Raw genomic sequence first — 14,053 nt, 5'->3', positions numbered from 1 at the left:
CATCAGGTGTTGAAAGAAAAAACGACTGGCCTGGAAAACAGCTTTGCCCAGGCGGCGGTGCTGGCGCGCTGGATGGCGACAATGGACGTGCCTTTGGTCCACCAGCCGTTGCCGACCGCAACGATCACGTCCGGACTGCCGAGCATCGATTGCAAGACCGGCCAGACGAGCAGTTGCTCGTAGCAGATCAGCACCGCCACCCGCCCGGAGCCGAGCGCGACGACAGGATTTGCAAAGATGTGCGCTTGCGCTCCGGCGTTGCCGCCGAAGAGCGGCTGCCAGGGCTGCCACATCGAGCCCGGAACCGGCATCCGTTCCCGGTAGAGGATCCGACTGCTATCTGCGGAGATTGCAACCACCACATTGTCGTATCCGGCCGCGTTAACGACTGCCGCGCCCGCGAGAACGGTCGTGTCATGCCCTGATAGCGCGCGGATCCAAAGCCGTTCGACCGTCGGCGTCCAGAAGCCCAACGTACTTTCAGGAAGGATGACGGTTCGAACACCGTCGGTCCCTCGTTCAAGCACCGTTGCAATTAGATCACGGTGGCGGGCCATGCTGGTGTCCCGCCCGACCGACGCACCCAATTCGAGATCGACGCCCCGCCAGGCTTCCGGTAGCTTCGGGTCCGTCCACGAAGCGGCGGACCAAAGCCAGAAGCCTATAAGGCCCATGGCGACAGTTGGGCAGAGGCGGGAAACGAGGCCCGCCAAGCCGGCTGTCGTGACGGCCAGTCCCCACCATCCCCATCCCGGAAACAACACGCCTGCGGCCGTGATGGGATGCGCCCAGCCGGTAATGCCGAAAGGGGGAACCACCATCAGTACGGCCGCCAGGACGTAGCGGCCCGGACGAAGGCCAACCTCCTTCGTCCACAGGAGCGCATGCGCCGCGACAAAGCTGGCCGAGGCAGCCAGCCACAGCAGCAGGCCCGGCCAGATATCCGCAGCATAGAAGGTGGCCACGCCTTGCGGCAGGCCGCGCGACGCCGACAGGAAATATGCTGCGGAAACCAAGGTTGCCGTCTTTTTCGTTCTCGACAGCGACCAGAGGACGGGAAAGCCGAGCGCCACCGGCAACAACAGCACGTGGCCGCTCCATGCCACCGATCCGACGCCGACCGAGGCGATGATAAGCAGCGTTGGCCAAACCCAGTCATGGCGCATAGGTCAGCACCTCACGCGCCAGACCGAGAATGCCGGATGTCGGCACAGGCCCGAAATAACGGGAGTCGAACGAGCCGGCGAAGGCCGAATGCAGGAAGACCTCACCGCCCGGTACCACGCCGCCCGAAAACCGTGTCAGCGGCCGACCTTCTCCGTCTTTTTCGGCGACAGTGGAAGCACGAACCAGGCGCCCATCGACCGTCACCTCGTTGGCGATCTCGACGCGCTGGCCGGCGACCGCGACCACCGACTTGATGAGCGGCGCGAGATGACCGGGGCAAAGTCCGGAGCGGAGATAGCCGCGCGCCCTCGCTTCGTGCATGGCGGCTGTGTCCGGTGGGCAGATGAACACCAGGTCGTCCACACCAGGCGAACGGTCGAGCGGGACAATCTGCCAGAGGCCAAGTGGCTCGCTCGGCGTAAGATTGATGCGATAGCTGCCTAATAGACCGGCCAGTCCGATCACTGCGATGGCGGCAGCAGAAACCGATGAAGTGACGGCAGCTTGTTTTCGCTGCGCCATGGCTCGCTCGCGTGTTCGACCCGGACGCGTCATTTGAGCGAGAGCCCCTGGCTCTTCGTTTGCCGCAGCGTCTCGGCCTGCTTCAACGCCTCGGTCGTGCGCTCATGCGCGGAAAGTTGCTGCACCGTTCGCATCGTGCTCCAGGCCGATTGCACTTCCGCCTTCTGCCCGGCAGACATGCTCGAGGTCACCGACTGGAAGGTCTGACCTGTCATGTCTTTGGCGGCGAGCGGTAGGAAGGTGCGTTCCCCGAAACGTTCCGATACGGCTCTCGCAAAACCTTCGAGTTCGGCTTTCACCATTTTGTCGGCGAGCGCGTTTTCGAGTCCTGCGGGAAGGTCGTTGCGATCGATGGCGTCACGGACGCGTTCGAGCGTCTGCTTTGCCGCCGGCGACAGCGCCGGGATGTCGAGAGAGATCTTCATGCGGACGGCGCGCTCCTCGGCGTCATATTTGTGTTCCGCCTCCGTGCGCTGCCGCAGATAGCGTTCCAGGTTTCGGGCAAGCGCCGGCGCATTGGTGACGGCCCTCTCATGGGCCTGCTTGTCGGCGCGGCCGGCAAGGATCCCGGTCTTGCCTTTCAGCGCACCAAAGGTCTCCGGCTCGGAACCGATCTTGGTGATCGTCGATTTCGCCGCCGCTTCGTTTCTCAGCATCGCATCGACGTTGACAGCCTTGAACGCGTCTTCCGGCTGAGCGTAGACGAGATGGAAGCGCGCTGAGACTTCCTCCCATTGCTTCTTCAAGCCGGCGTCCGCTGCAAGCAGGTCCTCGACGACCTGTTCCAGCGATTTTGGGAACGTGGTGATGCCCGATACCATGGGTTTTGCCTCCTGCATGCTGTGCGATTGACTGGTCTTGGCCGCGCCGGCGGACAGACCAAGCCTGCGGGCGATTGCCGCCAGACGAGCGCCAAGCGCGGCGAGCTTCGACTTTTGCCGGACGGTCCATTCGATCCGGTCGCGAACGACAGTGCGTGCGACGTTAACGAGGTGAAGGCCACGGGCGTCGGCGAAGCGAAGGGCTTGGGCGTAGAAGCGGCCACTCGCATAATCGAGCGTCGTTTCCTTGGCTTGTCTGCGCGACAGGATCGGGATCAGGCCGCCTGCCTTGGCGAAAGATCGGCGGCCGTGGTAGAGACCGAAGTCCTCTCGGTGACGGGTCATGGCCACGTAAGTGAGATGGCGGTCGAGAGAGAGGGAAGCCAGCACCTTCACCCTATCGACGGTGGCACCCTGGCTCTTATGGATCGTGGTGGCATAGCCGTGATCGAGATTGGCGTAGAAGCGTTGTTCGACCGTGACCTGGCGGCGGTGTTCGCCGTCTCCGACTTCCGCGACAATACGCCCGGGCGTCGCGTCCACGACCTTCGCCAGCATACCGTTCTTGACGCCGAGCGAGCCCTCGTTCTTCAGGAACACGATCTGGTCGCCGGCCGCGAATTTTCGGTGCCCGTCTTCGGTCCGGAAGGCGAAACCGTCGGCGACGAGACCGCGTTCGACGAGCTTTGCGCGAGCCATGCCGTTGAGCATGCGCACGTCTCTTCGCAAGTGCGCAAGAATGAGGCTCGACCTTTGCGGATCGTAGTCGCGGTTCCAATCGGCAATCAGCGCCTGCACGGCATCGGCCTTGAGATCGGCTCCGCTGACGCGGCCCTGGGCGCGATAGGCTTCGACGGCTCTGCCGATATTGCCGCGGGCCAGATCGAGCGACGCCTCGCGCATCCACTGTTCACGCTGGCGGTAGATGTTTTCGAGTTCGCCATAGCCGATGCGGTCGGCAATGGCGCGGAAGGCAGCGCCGGCTTCGATCGGCTGGAGCTGTTCCGGATCTCCGACAAGCACGAGTTTGGCGCCGGCCTTGGTCGCCGCTTCGACAAACAGCGCCATCTGCCGCGACGACACCATGCCCGCTTCGTCGAGAACGAATACGGTTTTGTCGTCCAGCTGATTGCGGCCTTGGTTCCAGCGCAGTTCCCATGATGACAGCGTGCGGGAGAGAATGCCGGCTTCCTTCTCCAGGCCCTCGGCGGCCTTGCCCGCAAGCGCCCCGCCGACGACGCGATAACCGGCCGCTTCCCAGGCTTCGCGCGCCGCCTTCATCATCGTCGTCTTGCCGGCGCCTGCACGTCCGATCACCGCAGCGATGCGCTCGCCGCCGGTAACATGTGCGATCGCCGTCTTCTGCTCGTCCGCCAGGCGCAGGTGGCGGGCGAAGGTGGCTTCGCGCACAGCGTCCGCAACGCCGTGAGAAGAGCGTTGAGCCAGCCAGATCGCCCGGTTGGCCATCTCTGCTTCCAGCCGGACGAGGTCCCGCGTCGTGTATTTCGTCGGCACGCGTAGGCCGCCTGAAAACTCGATCCGCTCGCGTTCGAGCCGGAGCGTTTCGGGGCTCTGCAGGATCCTTGCCATCAGACTTTGGAAGAGGCCAGCGTCGTCTATGTAGCGGTGGAGGATCTTGGCAACGTCGCGTTCGTCGAAGACGCTCTTCTCCCGCGTGATCAGGTCGAGCACGAGCTCGGGACGGCGCTGAATGCGGCGGGCGTTTTCGGCCCGGCGCTCCTCCTGCAGCTCCAACCGCTCCAGCGAAGGGGCCCGCTCGGCTTCCGCCGACTTGCGCTCGATCGCCTTGGCGCCGACACCGAGGTGGATGGTTGGCGTCAGATTGATCCCCTGCTTCTCGAAGGAATGGCCGTCGACGCGGAGATCGAGGCCGGCGCGCGCCAGGTGCCGGTTCTGACAGGCGAACCAGCCGTCACGAAAGGCATTGAAATCGTCGAGGCTGCCGGCCCAGAGCTCGTAGACGATCTTGCCGGCATCGTTGCGCACTGGCTTGCCGCCAGGGCCGGTCACTGCAACCTTCTTGGCGCCGAACCCGTCTTCGGTCAGCGGCCGGAGCGTCGTCATCAGGTGCACATGCGGATTGCCGGGTGCATCGTGATAGACCCAGTCGGCGATCATGCCCTTCGACGTGATGTGACGCTCGATAAAATCCCGCACCAGTTCGATGTTCTGCTCGCTTGAGAGCTCCATCGGCAGCGCAACGGTCACATCCTTTGCAAGCTGGGCATCGACGCGTTTCTCGAAGATTTCGACACTGTTCCAGAACGCTTCCGACGCGCCGGAGACGGATCGGTCGGCAATCATCGTCCGCAGCCATGACGGCGCATCGGCAGGGATGACGAACTCCTCGTGCAGCAAGCCCTGCTTGCGGGTGTAGTCGATCGTGCGGGCCTCCCGCTCGTACTCCATCTTGGCGCAATGCCGATAGGCCGCCGACAGCACAGCGCTGCGGCCGGAGCCGCGGGCGACGATGCTGACGGAGAAATGAGGAACGGCCACGGCGGAATTCTCTCCCGATTCCGAGCAAAATCAACATGTTCGCCAGCGAGATCGGCTCCGCCAGGCGCTCTCAAAAGAACGTCGCGCCAGCGACGTATAATTGCGCCCTTCGGATGCCGCTCTTGTCGAGCGGCCGGGATCATCCACGAAAGCATCGCCCTTGGCGATTGTAGGATTCACAGTAGTGCGTTCCGCACCGACATCCGGAAGATGGGGTCCGAAAGACAAGCTTTCGCACCCAAGGAGACATCCGGACATGAAGAAACCATCCTCGAAAATCCGCGACGAAATCGCCAGGCTCCAGGAGCAATTGAAGCTCGCCGAGACCCGGGAGGCCGAGCGCATCGGCCGGATCGCGCTTAAAGCCGGGCTCGGTGAGATCGAGATCGACGAGGGTGAACTGCAGGCAGCATTCGAGGATCTGGCGAAACGCTTTCGCGGAGGCAAGGTCCGTTCGACCGGAGGGAAGGGGGCAAGCGGCGCAGGCGAGGGCAGCGCGCCCGCCGCGCAGAACCCGCCTGGTACGGCTGAGGGCAGGACTGGCGAGGCTTGAGCGGATGCGAAGATCCACGACATCAGATGCCCGCAAGAAGGACACGCGCGAAAAGATCGAGCTCGGCGGCCTGATCATCAAGGCGGGGCTGCGCTACGAGAAGCGCGCGCTGCTGCTCGGGCTCCTCATCGATGCCGCCGCGCGCCTGAAGGGAGACGCACAGGAGCGCTCACGGCTCGCCGCACTCGGTGCTGAAGCGTTCGGAGAGAGAGATGACTAGGATCCTGCTGTTCGTAGCGCCATGCGCGTTGATGATGCTGATGGCCATCGGCATGACCGGGACCGAACTGTGGCTATCCCACTTCGGCAAGAGCGATGCCGCCCGGCAGATGCTCGGCCGTGCCGGCATCGCTCTGCCCTATGTCGCCGCGTCCGTCGTCGGCATCATCTTTCTGTTTGCGAGCGCAGGCTCCGCGCGGATCAGGACGGCAGGATGGGGCGTTGTCACGGGCGCGACAGCGACGCTCGTCCTAGCGGTCCTGCGCGAGGCATCGAGGCTCTCCGCGTATCTCGAACAAGTCCCGGCCGGCAAAACCGTCTTCAACTATCTCGATCCCGCGACGGCGATCGGGGCTGCTGCCGTGCTGATGTCGGCGCTGTTCGGCATGCGTGTGGCGATTGCCGGCAACGCGACATTCGCGAGGGCCGAACCGAAGCGCATCGTTGGGAAACGGGCGCTGCACGGCGAGGCCGACTGGATGAAACTATCGCAAGCCGAAAAGCTGTTTGCCGAGAGCGGCGGCATCGTCATCGGCGAGCGCTACCGGGTCGACCGGGATAGCATCGCGGCACCATCGTTTCGCGCCGACAGCGCCGCGAGCTGGGGAGCGGGCGGCAAGTCGCCGCTGCTTTGCTTCGACGGCTCGTTCGGCTCGTCGCACGGCATCGTGTTCGCCGGATCCGGCGGCTTCAAGACGACATCGGTCACGATCCCGACGGCGCTCAAGTGGGGTGGCGCGCTCGTTGTCCTCGATCCTTCGAACGAGGTTGCGCCAATGGTGTTGAAGCACCGTGGCGACGCCAACCGCGACGTCTTCGTGCTCGATCCGAAACACTCGGAAATCGGCTTCAACGCGCTCGACTGGATCGGCCGGTTCGGGGGAACGAAAGAGGAGGATATCGCCTCCGTCGCATCGTGGATCATGAGCGACAGCGGTGGCGCGCGTGGGGTCCGTGACGACTTCTTCCGCGCCTCGGCCTTGCAGTTGCTGACGGCTCTCATTGCCGACGTTTGCCTCTCAGGCCACACGACGGAAAACGACCAGACACTCCGGCAAGTACGCAAGAACCTGTCCGAGCCAGAGCCCCAACTGCGCCAGCGGCTGCATGAAATCTACGACGATTCGAATTCGGATTTCGTCAAGGAGAATGTCGCAGCCTTCGTCAACATGACGCCGGAAACCTTCTCGGGCGTATATGCCAACGCGGTCAAGGAAACGCACTGGCTGTCCTATCCGAACTACGCCGCGCTGGTCTCGGGAACTTCCTTTTCGACGAGCGATCTGGCGGACGGAAAGACGGATGTCTTCATCAACATCGATCTCAAGACGCTGGAGACGCATGCGGGCCTGGCGCGCGTCATCATCGGCGCGTTTCTGAACGCGATCTACAACCGCAACGGAGAGATGCAGGGAAGGGCACTGTTCCTTCTCGATGAGGTGGCGCGCCTCGGCTACATGCGCATCCTGGAGACCGCGCGCGACGCCGGCCGTAAGTATGGAATCACGCTGACCATGATCTACCAGTCGATCGGCCAGATGCGCGAGACCTATGGCGGCCGCGATGCGGCGAGCAAATGGTTCGAGAGCGCAAGCTGGATTTCATTCGCCGCGATCAACGATCCCGAGACTGCCGACTACATCTCACGCCGCTGCGGCATGACGACCGTCGAGATCGATCAGGTCAGCCGCAGTGTCCAATCGAAAGGATCGTCGCGCACGCGGTCGAAGCAACTCGCCGCCAGGCCGCTGATCCAGCCGCACGAGGTGCTGCGCATGCGGGCCGACGAGCAGATCGTCTTCACCGCCGGAAACGCGCCGCTCAGATGCGGACGCGCGATCTGGTTTCGGCGTGACGATATGAAGGGGTGCGTGGGCGCGAGAGCGTTTTCGAAAGCAGCGAACCCCGCAGAGAATTCGCCCGATCGGCCGGCGCGCAGCGCAGCGAGCAAGGCCGATCGAGAACAATGAAGAGTATCGGAGAAATCAGCGTGGGCGTCCGCCGAAGGGCGGGATTTCTGGAATTCTCGTCGTGCAAGGAGCGGGAAAAAGCGCAGCCGCAGGAGCCTCAACATAGTGGCCCACACCGGGGAGGCGGGACCGACTGCGCCCGCTCCTAAACTCCATCTGAGGCCGGCTTGTTCGTAAAGACAGAAGAAACCGGGCTCGACGTAGATTGATGCGAACAGCAGAGGACAGGCACGTGGCGAAATCGAATGTGGTGCCGTTGAGACCGCGGCGCAAATCCGGCCGCGGGAGCGATCGATATCGGCCGCAGCGAAAATTCCGAACTGGACAGAACGGCCCGCGCAAGTCGCTGATGGCGGTCATCTCAGCCATCATCATTGGAGCAGGCGGATGGTTTGCGTTTGCCGGCGCCGGCGATCTTTCTGGCATCTTAGCTTTGGCCAAGGCGCCGACAACGGATACGTCGCAGGCCACGTTTTCGTTGTGCGGCGAGAGCGTGCGAATGAACTGCGTCGTCGATGGCGACACTTTCTGGTTTGGGGGAGAAAAAATCCGCATCGCTGACATCGACACGCCGGAGCTCAGCCCACCGCGCTGCGAGGCGGAACGGATCAAGGGCGAGGCAGCGAAAGCGCGCCTGCTGGCGCTTCTGAACGCCGGCAAGTTCTCGTTGTCAGTAGGCTTGCGGGACGAGGACAAGTATGGCCGAAAACTCCGGACCGTTACACGGGAAGGGCGCTCGCTCGGCGACCGCCTCATCGATGAAGGTCTTGCCCGGCGCTGGGACGGCGCAAGACATGGATGGTGCGGGTGAGGGGCTGCGAGAGGATCGCACCTGGATGGGCGGAGACCGTTTTCGGGCACCGTGAGCATCGCGAATAGAGCCGTGCGCCGCAGGCGTCTCGCCCAAGAACCGTCGGCTTTGCACGACCGAGGCCCGATATCCATCTGTTGATAGTCACGTTAGCGCGCTCGTGACCCGCGATAGTAAAAGCGCTCGACCAGCGCAGCACCCAGAACCGGCAGCAGCGCCAAGACCGCAAGCTGGAACATCCCATCAAGGCCGAAGAGAATGGACACAGCGACCGCGACGATGGCGCCCAACAATGCGCCGATGACATAGGGAAGATAGCCTTTCATGTGACATCCTCATGCTATTTTCGAAATTTATGATCTTCTCGGAGGTGAAATCCCGGCGAAGTGAGAAACCTGCGCCAGCGCACGCCTAAAAAAAGCGAAGCTCCCTGAAATTAAACCTCTATCATCTGATGTCGGCGGCAGTCGAAGACGCTCATTGTGCCAAGCCCAGCCTCGAAAGGAAATCCCGCGGAATTGGTTTAAGTTCCTTATCGATGGTCGCCATCCGCACGGACCGTCATCAGGCAAATTCGAGCAAGGCCATCGTGTCCGGTCGCAGGTCATCAGCGATATGAATCGATCCTTGCCGACCGATTCATAAGTCTCGTTGGACGCGATTCCCGGCATAGGCGATTCTTGTCTCATGATCGCGCAACCGTACCATCTTTATGTCGAACGCTCTGACGCCGCCAGAAACATGGCGCGCTACTACGCCATGTCGATCGAGCCCAACCTGTTCGGGGATGTCTGCCTGCTCCGGAAATGGGGCCGCATCGGCACGAAGGGTCAGATGATGGTCCACCATTTCGGGCGGGAAGAGGAAGCAGTCGAACTGTTTCTCGACCTGCTGCGGCAGAAACGAAAGCGCGGCTATCGTCCACGCACCTCCGTGCCAACATGAGAATGGCCCGCCGAAGCGGGCCTCATCGGCGCCTGTTCCAGTCGGTCTCGAAGGACATCTCGATCTCGACGAAGAACGGGATCTTGACGCCGAACATATTCCGGTTCCGTATCGCACCGAAAAAGCCGGCGGCAGGCTCGATGTCTGTCGTCGGCTTGCCTATCTGGCCAGTCGGCCCCGCCTCACGGTGGGGCGTTTCCGGCTCAGTCCCGGTTGGTGATGAAAATTTCGAAGCGCCGTTGCGGGTAGCGAGCGAGGCGCAGCCGGTCCGCGTCAGACGTGCCCCATCGAGGCGCCCCTGGAGCCACGAATAACCAGACAAAGGGACATGACAGTGGCGGCCCACGCCTGGTAGATTTCGCAATGCGATTCGGCTGCTTCGCCTTCAACGTGAAGCCGTTCGCTCTCATAGCAAGGCTCGCACACCCTCCAGTCAAAAGCCAACAGGCTCTTTTCGGGTGGGAAAATGATTGCTATATTTGCGGAAAGGTTGGAGCAGACATGGCCAAAGTCGTCGTCAAAAAATTTGGAAGTGCCAAAGTCGGCGTACGCGATACCGCGGTCACGCAGAAACGCGTGCGTGACGCAGGTACCGGGCAGTTTCTGACTGTTCGGACGATCGACGCGCAGAGCAAGACGCTCGGAAAAGATCTGAGCTACGTGTTCAGCAAGAATGTCGCCAAGGCGCGTCGCGAGAACAAGGCTGTAACTGGCGTCCTTGATCGTGCTCCCATCGAAGATTGAGCAGCCAGTCTTCCTGATCATCGCCGGGCCAAATGGCTCTGGGAAAAGCAGCGTGTACGAGAATGCCGACCTTGAAATGGAAGGTCGCTCAGTCTGGATCGTAAATCCGGATCTACTGGCTGCCAGAATCAGCAAAGTCGAGTCCAGACCGCCGCTGGAAGCCAACCTAACCGCGGTTCAACGGATCGAGTCTTGGCTTGAAGCGTCGATCAACGTCCACAAAACAATCGGCGTCGAAACAGTCCTGTCGACAGAGAAGTATCGACGTCTCGTGGTAGCGGCGAAGGCGCTCGGATTCGCGGTCTGGTTCTTATATGTCGTCGTCGATAGCCCCGAGCGCTCGATCGAGCGGATCAAGTTGCGCGTAGCCAAAGGCGGACATCCGGTACCCGACGAAAAAGTCCGCCAGCGGTACCAACGGTCCCTTGAGCAATTTCCCTGGTTTCTGGAACAAGCCGACAAGGCCTGGATCTGGGACAACAGCGGCGCAAAGCCGAAAACGATCGGCGAGAAGTCTGATGGGGTCATTGAACTCGACGTGCACGCTCTGGAGGTCGTTGCCAAAGCGGTTCGGTCCATCGCAACCGAATAAGGAGTCGTGATTCCGCACTTTCTGTGGAGAACCGTCGATTGTCTGGCCTCCAGATAGGTGTTTGCGTGACAGGCTGCGGCTCCGGTGGAAATGATTTCCTTCTTGAAACGAGGAGAAATCGATGACCACGACAAATGAAATCGCTGACAAGATCGCGTCAGACCACGGCCTGACGAAGGTGCAGGGAAAGGCGATCGTCGAAGCTGTATTTGCGGCGATCACGGCCGCTGCCACCTCCGGCGCCGAGACGTTCATTCCCGGCTTCGGGAAATTCAAGGTGAGTGCGACGTGAAAGTCGCCTAAGTAATTGTTTGTACGGGATTTATATTCCGGGACAAACCTGATGTTCCGTCATCAGTAGCCTACCGGCACATGCGGGACTGGTAACGGTCCGGTTTGAAGCTGCCGGGACAATGTAGCCGGGCCTTCGGGCCATGCCGATGTCGTGAGGCTGAGGCATCTTCTGCGAGCATCAATGCGGATGGGGCGCTAGGCTGGGTGGTATGATCAATGCAAATGAACTGCTGATAAACGTCGTGAAATTTGACAAGCCAAAGATGCTGACAGGCTTGAACCAAAAGGTGTGCGGTCGGATGCTTCTCTTCACTTTGGAGGCACACGGACGAAGGACCGCCGGCGGATAGGCAGGGTCTAACCCGCCCGCGTTATTTAGGTGAAACACGGTAAACCCGCATCGTCGCCCGGCAATGGGCAGGCCGACCGCAAGGAAAGTTGTTGGCGGTGCGGGCAGAGGATGTCGGAGAAAGCGAACGCCGGACTGTAATGGTTTGGACAGGGGTTGCGGCTCGCCAACATCACCCCGCCCGAAAGGGAGCAGACTTCCGACGGGTCTCCCGTCGCGAGAGAATGTGCAGAACCCTCGGCAGGAGGACAGGCAAATGACGGTCACAACAGTGACTGGTGCGGCCTCCCGCGAAGCGGCGAGCTGGGGCCAGATTGACTGGCGCAAGGCTTACCAACACGTGCGACGGCTGCAGATGCGTATTGCGAAGGCAGTTAAGGAAGGTCGCTGGGGCAAGGTGAAAGCCTTGCAACGGCTGCTGACCCACTCGTTCAGCGGCAAGGCGCTTGCGGTGAAACGGGTTACTGGAAATCAGGGAAAGAGAACACCCGGAGTGGACCGGATCATCTGGGACACACCGGATAAGTGCGTCAGAGGATTATTGTCGCTCAAACGGCGTGGGTATCATCCTTTGCCGTTGAGGCGGGTATATATCCCGAAAGCAAACAGCAAGAAACTGCGTCCGCTCGGTATTCCGACGATGAAGGACAGGGCCATGCAGGCACTTCACCTGCTCGCTCTGCTACCTGTCGCGGAAACGACGGCAGACCCTAATTCGTACGGTTTTCGACCGTATCGAGCAACCCGTGATGCGGCCCGGCAGTGCTTTATCGCGCTGCGCGGGCGCGGCACGGCGGAATGGGTCTTGGATGCGGACATTGCTGGCTGCTTCGACGAAATCAGCAAGGACTGGCTCATCGCCAACATCCCCATGGACAAGGTGGTGCTCCGGAAGTGGCTGGACTCCGGTTACATAAAGGACGGTGACTGGCACGCGACGAAAGCGGGAACTCCGCAAGGGGGAATAATCTCGCCCACGCTCGCCAACATGGCCTTGGACGGAATGGAAAAGATGTTACGGGACTTCTACGGCCCAAGACGTCGCAACAGCCTGACCAAGGTCCACTTGATACGTTACGCCGATGACTTCGTCGTCACAGGTGCTTCAAAAGAAGTGCTGGAGGAGGCGAAATCTATGGTCGAGGAATTTCTGTCAGAACGGGGCCTGTCTCTGTCTGAAGAAAAGACTCGCATCGTGCGGGTCGAGGAAGGTTTCGACTTCCTCGGCTGGAACGTGCGCAGATATGATGGGCATACCCACATCAAACCCGCCAAGAAGAACGTGGTGGCGTTTATGCGCAAGATCCGAACTATCACCAAGGGTGCCGCCGATGTGAAGCAGGAGTATCTGATAATGTCGCTAAACCCGGTCATAAGGGGATGGACCAATTATCATCACAACCAGGTGGCGAAGGAGACCTTTCGCAAGGTCGATCATCTCATCTGGAAATGTCTCTGGCAGTGGGCCTGTCGTAGACACCCGGACAAGCCGCTTCGCTGGGTGAAGTATCGTTACTTCGCTCGGGAAGGTACACGAGACTGGGTATTCCGCACCGGGATGAAGGATAAGGCAGGAAACTTCAAGTTCATCCGCCTCATCCACGCATCCGACGTACCGATACGTCGCCACTGCAAAATCCGCGCCGAAGCGAATCCTTTCGATCCCATGTGGGACAGCTACTTCGCCGGAAGGCGCGGTCTGCCGTCGGAAGTTACGGATCGGCCCGGTGATTCCACATCTCATACCGATGCACAGGAACTGGCGGCTCTGGTCTAACAGGGCTTGGCGGAGGCTTGAGCTGTATGCTGGGAAACTCGCACGTACAGTTCTTAGGGAGGAGCGGCCCGGCAACGGGTCGTTCCTACCCGACAGCATACCCCGGAGCGCGAAGGCCGCAATCCGTCGACCGGTGCGGCGATCAAGGTTGCTGCGGCAAGAAAGCTGGGCTTCCAGCCTGCCAAGGCTCTGAAGGACGCCTTGAACACGTAAGGGTTTGCGGACCGCTGAGCCGGCCTTTAACCGAGAGATCGACGGCCCCGCTTTAGCGGGGCCGTCTGCGTGTCAGTCCCGGTTAGGGCGGGACCAGATCAGCTGGTAGCCCTCTTCGCCCTCGACCTCTGTGAGCGTCGCGTAGATCGGGGCAGGGAAGCTCGGATCGTCGAGCTTGACCGAGAGGTAGTCGCGGTCCTGCTCGGAGCGCTTCTGCCAGGCCGCGCCCAGCTCGACATTTTGCGGTGCACCGCAAAATGTCGATTATGCTGAGAGTGTGATTATGCGGAGTGCTGATCGCTGAAGGCTGGATTTCTCGACGATAGCGGCGGCTTCTGCTCCGCATAATTCCACTGGTGTGGAAGAGGCGCCCCGCCGTGAAGCGGAGCGCCGATGTGCTGGTCAGCGCGACCAGATGAGCTTGTGCTCGCCCTTGTCGCCCTGGACCAGGGAGGCGTAGACCGGGGCCGTGAAGGACGGATCGTCGAGCTTGAGCGAGAGGTATTCGGCGCCTGTTTCGCGGGCGGTGCGGGTCCAGCCTGCTCCGAACTCGACA

Annotated in this window: 14 protein-coding genes and 3 pseudogenes; 10 read left to right on the top strand and 7 right to left on the bottom strand. The window is 61.3% G+C overall.

The window, feature by feature from the left end:
- Positions 1-2: 2 nt before the first annotated feature.
- Genes K290_RS0130115 through traA form a run of 3 tightly spaced genes read right to left on the bottom strand, consistent with a single transcriptional unit; the run spans position 3 to position 5,030 of the window.
- Positions 3-1,166, bottom strand: a complete 1,164-nt coding sequence (locus K290_RS0130115; RefSeq protein WP_004119833.1) for a conjugal transfer protein TraB — start codon at positions 1,164-1,166, stop codon at positions 3-5.
- Entirely contained in the window at positions 1,156-1,722 is a 567-nt protein-coding gene (gene traF, locus K290_RS0130110) for a conjugative transfer signal peptidase TraF (protein ID WP_004119831.1), read from the bottom strand. The genes K290_RS0130115 and traF overlap by 11 nt, the downstream gene beginning before the upstream one ends.
- Complete coding sequence (traA, locus tag K290_RS0130105; RefSeq protein WP_004119830.1) at positions 1,719-5,030, bottom strand: Ti-type conjugative transfer relaxase TraA; 3,312 nt, start codon at positions 5,028-5,030, stop codon at positions 1,719-1,721. Before traA ends, traF begins: the two co-directional genes overlap by 4 nt.
- A 256-nt stretch (positions 5,031-5,286) precedes the next feature.
- Between traA and traC the strand changes: the two genes are divergently transcribed.
- The 4 genes from traC to K290_RS35380 all read left to right on the top strand — a co-directional run bounded on the left by traC (position 5,287) and on the right by K290_RS35380 (position 8,583).
- On the top strand, positions 5,287-5,583 hold the full coding sequence (traC, locus tag K290_RS0130100) for a conjugal transfer protein TraC (RefSeq protein WP_004119828.1): 297 nt from the start codon (positions 5,287-5,289) through the stop codon (positions 5,581-5,583).
- Between the two features lie 4 nt (positions 5,584-5,587).
- Positions 5,588-5,803: a type IV conjugative transfer system coupling protein TraD gene (gene traD / locus K290_RS0130095; protein ID WP_004119826.1), complete on the top strand. Its 216-nt coding sequence runs from the start codon at positions 5,588-5,590 to the stop codon at positions 5,801-5,803.
- A complete protein-coding gene (gene traG, locus K290_RS0130090; protein ID WP_004119814.1) occupies positions 5,796-7,772 on the top strand; it encodes a Ti-type conjugative transfer system protein TraG in 1,977 nt (658 codons plus the stop codon). The genes traD and traG overlap by 8 nt, the downstream gene beginning before the upstream one ends.
- A 232-nt stretch (positions 7,773-8,004) precedes the next feature.
- Positions 8,005-8,583: a thermonuclease family protein gene (locus K290_RS35380; protein ID WP_004119813.1), complete on the top strand. Its 579-nt coding sequence runs from the start codon at positions 8,005-8,007 to the stop codon at positions 8,581-8,583.
- Between the two features lie 149 nt (positions 8,584-8,732).
- On the opposite strand, the gene K290_RS38110 is transcribed toward K290_RS35380, so the two are convergent.
- On the bottom strand, positions 8,733-8,909 hold the full coding sequence (locus K290_RS38110) for a hypothetical protein (RefSeq protein ID WP_015342042.1): 177 nt from the start codon (positions 8,907-8,909) through the stop codon (positions 8,733-8,735).
- Positions 8,910-9,270: 361 nt separating this feature from the next.
- On the opposite strand from K290_RS38110, the gene K290_RS0130075 reads away from it, so the two are divergent.
- On the top strand, positions 9,271-9,528 hold the full coding sequence (locus K290_RS0130075; RefSeq protein ID WP_004119812.1) for a WGR domain-containing protein: 258 nt from the start codon (positions 9,271-9,273) through the stop codon (positions 9,526-9,528).
- Positions 9,529-9,550: 22 nt separating this feature from the next.
- Here the strand turns inward: K290_RS0130075 and K290_RS0130070 are convergent, their stop codons facing one another.
- The gene (locus tag K290_RS0130070) at positions 9,551-9,850 is read right to left on the bottom strand and encodes a hypothetical protein (protein WP_004119811.1); all 300 of its coding nucleotides are present in this window, start codon (positions 9,848-9,850) and stop codon (positions 9,551-9,553) included.
- A gap of 179 nt (positions 9,851-10,029) precedes the next feature.
- Between K290_RS0130070 and K290_RS0130065 the strand changes: the two genes are divergently transcribed.
- The 5 genes and pseudogenes from K290_RS0130065 to K290_RS36735 all read left to right on the top strand — a co-directional run.
- Positions 10,030-10,272, top strand: coding sequence for a hypothetical protein (locus K290_RS0130065; RefSeq protein WP_004119810.1), 243 nt, complete (start codon positions 10,030-10,032; stop codon positions 10,270-10,272).
- The gene (locus K290_RS0130060; RefSeq protein ID WP_028755140.1) at positions 10,253-10,864 is read left to right on the top strand and encodes an ATPase; all 612 of its coding nucleotides are present in this window, start codon (positions 10,253-10,255) and stop codon (positions 10,862-10,864) included. The genes K290_RS0130065 and K290_RS0130060 overlap by 20 nt, the downstream gene beginning before the upstream one ends.
- A 121-nt stretch (positions 10,865-10,985) precedes the next feature.
- Positions 10,986-11,153: pseudogene (locus K290_RS35375) on the top strand (HU family DNA-binding protein); the annotation flags it as partial.
- Between the two features lie 610 nt (positions 11,154-11,763).
- Complete coding sequence (gene ltrA, locus K290_RS0130045) at positions 11,764-13,284, top strand: group II intron reverse transcriptase/maturase (RefSeq protein ID WP_004119807.1); 1,521 nt, start codon at positions 11,764-11,766, stop codon at positions 13,282-13,284.
- Positions 13,285-13,377: 93 nt separating this feature from the next.
- A pseudogene (locus K290_RS36735) lies at positions 13,378-13,497 on the top strand (HU family DNA-binding protein); the annotation flags it as partial.
- Between the two features lie 72 nt (positions 13,498-13,569).
- Here K290_RS36735 and K290_RS36730 read toward each other — a convergent pair.
- Positions 13,570-13,737 (bottom strand): annotated as a pseudogene (locus K290_RS36730) (DUF736 domain-containing protein); the annotation flags it as partial.
- 162 nt (positions 13,738-13,899) lie between these two features.
- Positions 13,900-14,053 (bottom strand): DUF736 domain-containing protein (locus K290_RS36725; protein ID WP_154668698.1); only part of this gene is annotated, 154 nt, incomplete at its 5' end.

Source organism: Rhizobium leucaenae USDA 9039 (genome assembly GCF_000426285.1).
GTDB lineage: Bacteria > Pseudomonadota > Alphaproteobacteria > Rhizobiales > Rhizobiaceae > Rhizobium > Rhizobium leucaenae.
The sequence above is the reverse complement of the archived record's forward strand: the minus strand, read 5'-3'. Positions and strand labels throughout refer to the sequence as shown.

What these genes read in the sequence shown, in the direction of transcription:
- K290_RS0130075 (WP_004119812.1), top strand. Translation starts at nt 9,271, where the DNA reads ATGATCGCGCAACCGTACCATCTTTATGTCGAACGCTCTGACGCCGCC.
- traC (WP_004119828.1), top strand. Translation starts at nt 5,287, where the DNA reads ATGAAGAAACCATCCTCGAAAATCCGCGACGAAATCGCCAGGCTCCAG.
- traG (WP_004119814.1), top strand. Translation starts at nt 5,796, where the DNA reads ATGACTAGGATCCTGCTGTTCGTAGCGCCATGCGCGTTGATGATGCTG.
- ltrA (WP_004119807.1), top strand. Translation starts at nt 11,764, where the DNA reads ATGACGGTCACAACAGTGACTGGTGCGGCCTCCCGCGAAGCGGCGAGC.
- K290_RS0130065 (WP_004119810.1), top strand. Translation starts at nt 10,030, where the DNA reads ATGGCCAAAGTCGTCGTCAAAAAATTTGGAAGTGCCAAAGTCGGCGTA.
- traF (WP_004119831.1), bottom strand. Translation starts at nt 1,722, where the DNA reads ATGACGCGTCCGGGTCGAACACGCGAGCGAGCCATGGCGCAGCGAAAA.
- traD (WP_004119826.1), top strand. Translation starts at nt 5,588, where the DNA reads ATGCGAAGATCCACGACATCAGATGCCCGCAAGAAGGACACGCGCGAA.
- K290_RS38110 (WP_015342042.1), bottom strand. Translation starts at nt 8,909, where the DNA reads ATGAAAGGCTATCTTCCCTATGTCATCGGCGCATTGTTGGGCGCCATC.
- K290_RS0130115 (WP_004119833.1), bottom strand. Translation starts at nt 1,166, where the DNA reads ATGCGCCATGACTGGGTTTGGCCAACGCTGCTTATCATCGCCTCGGTC.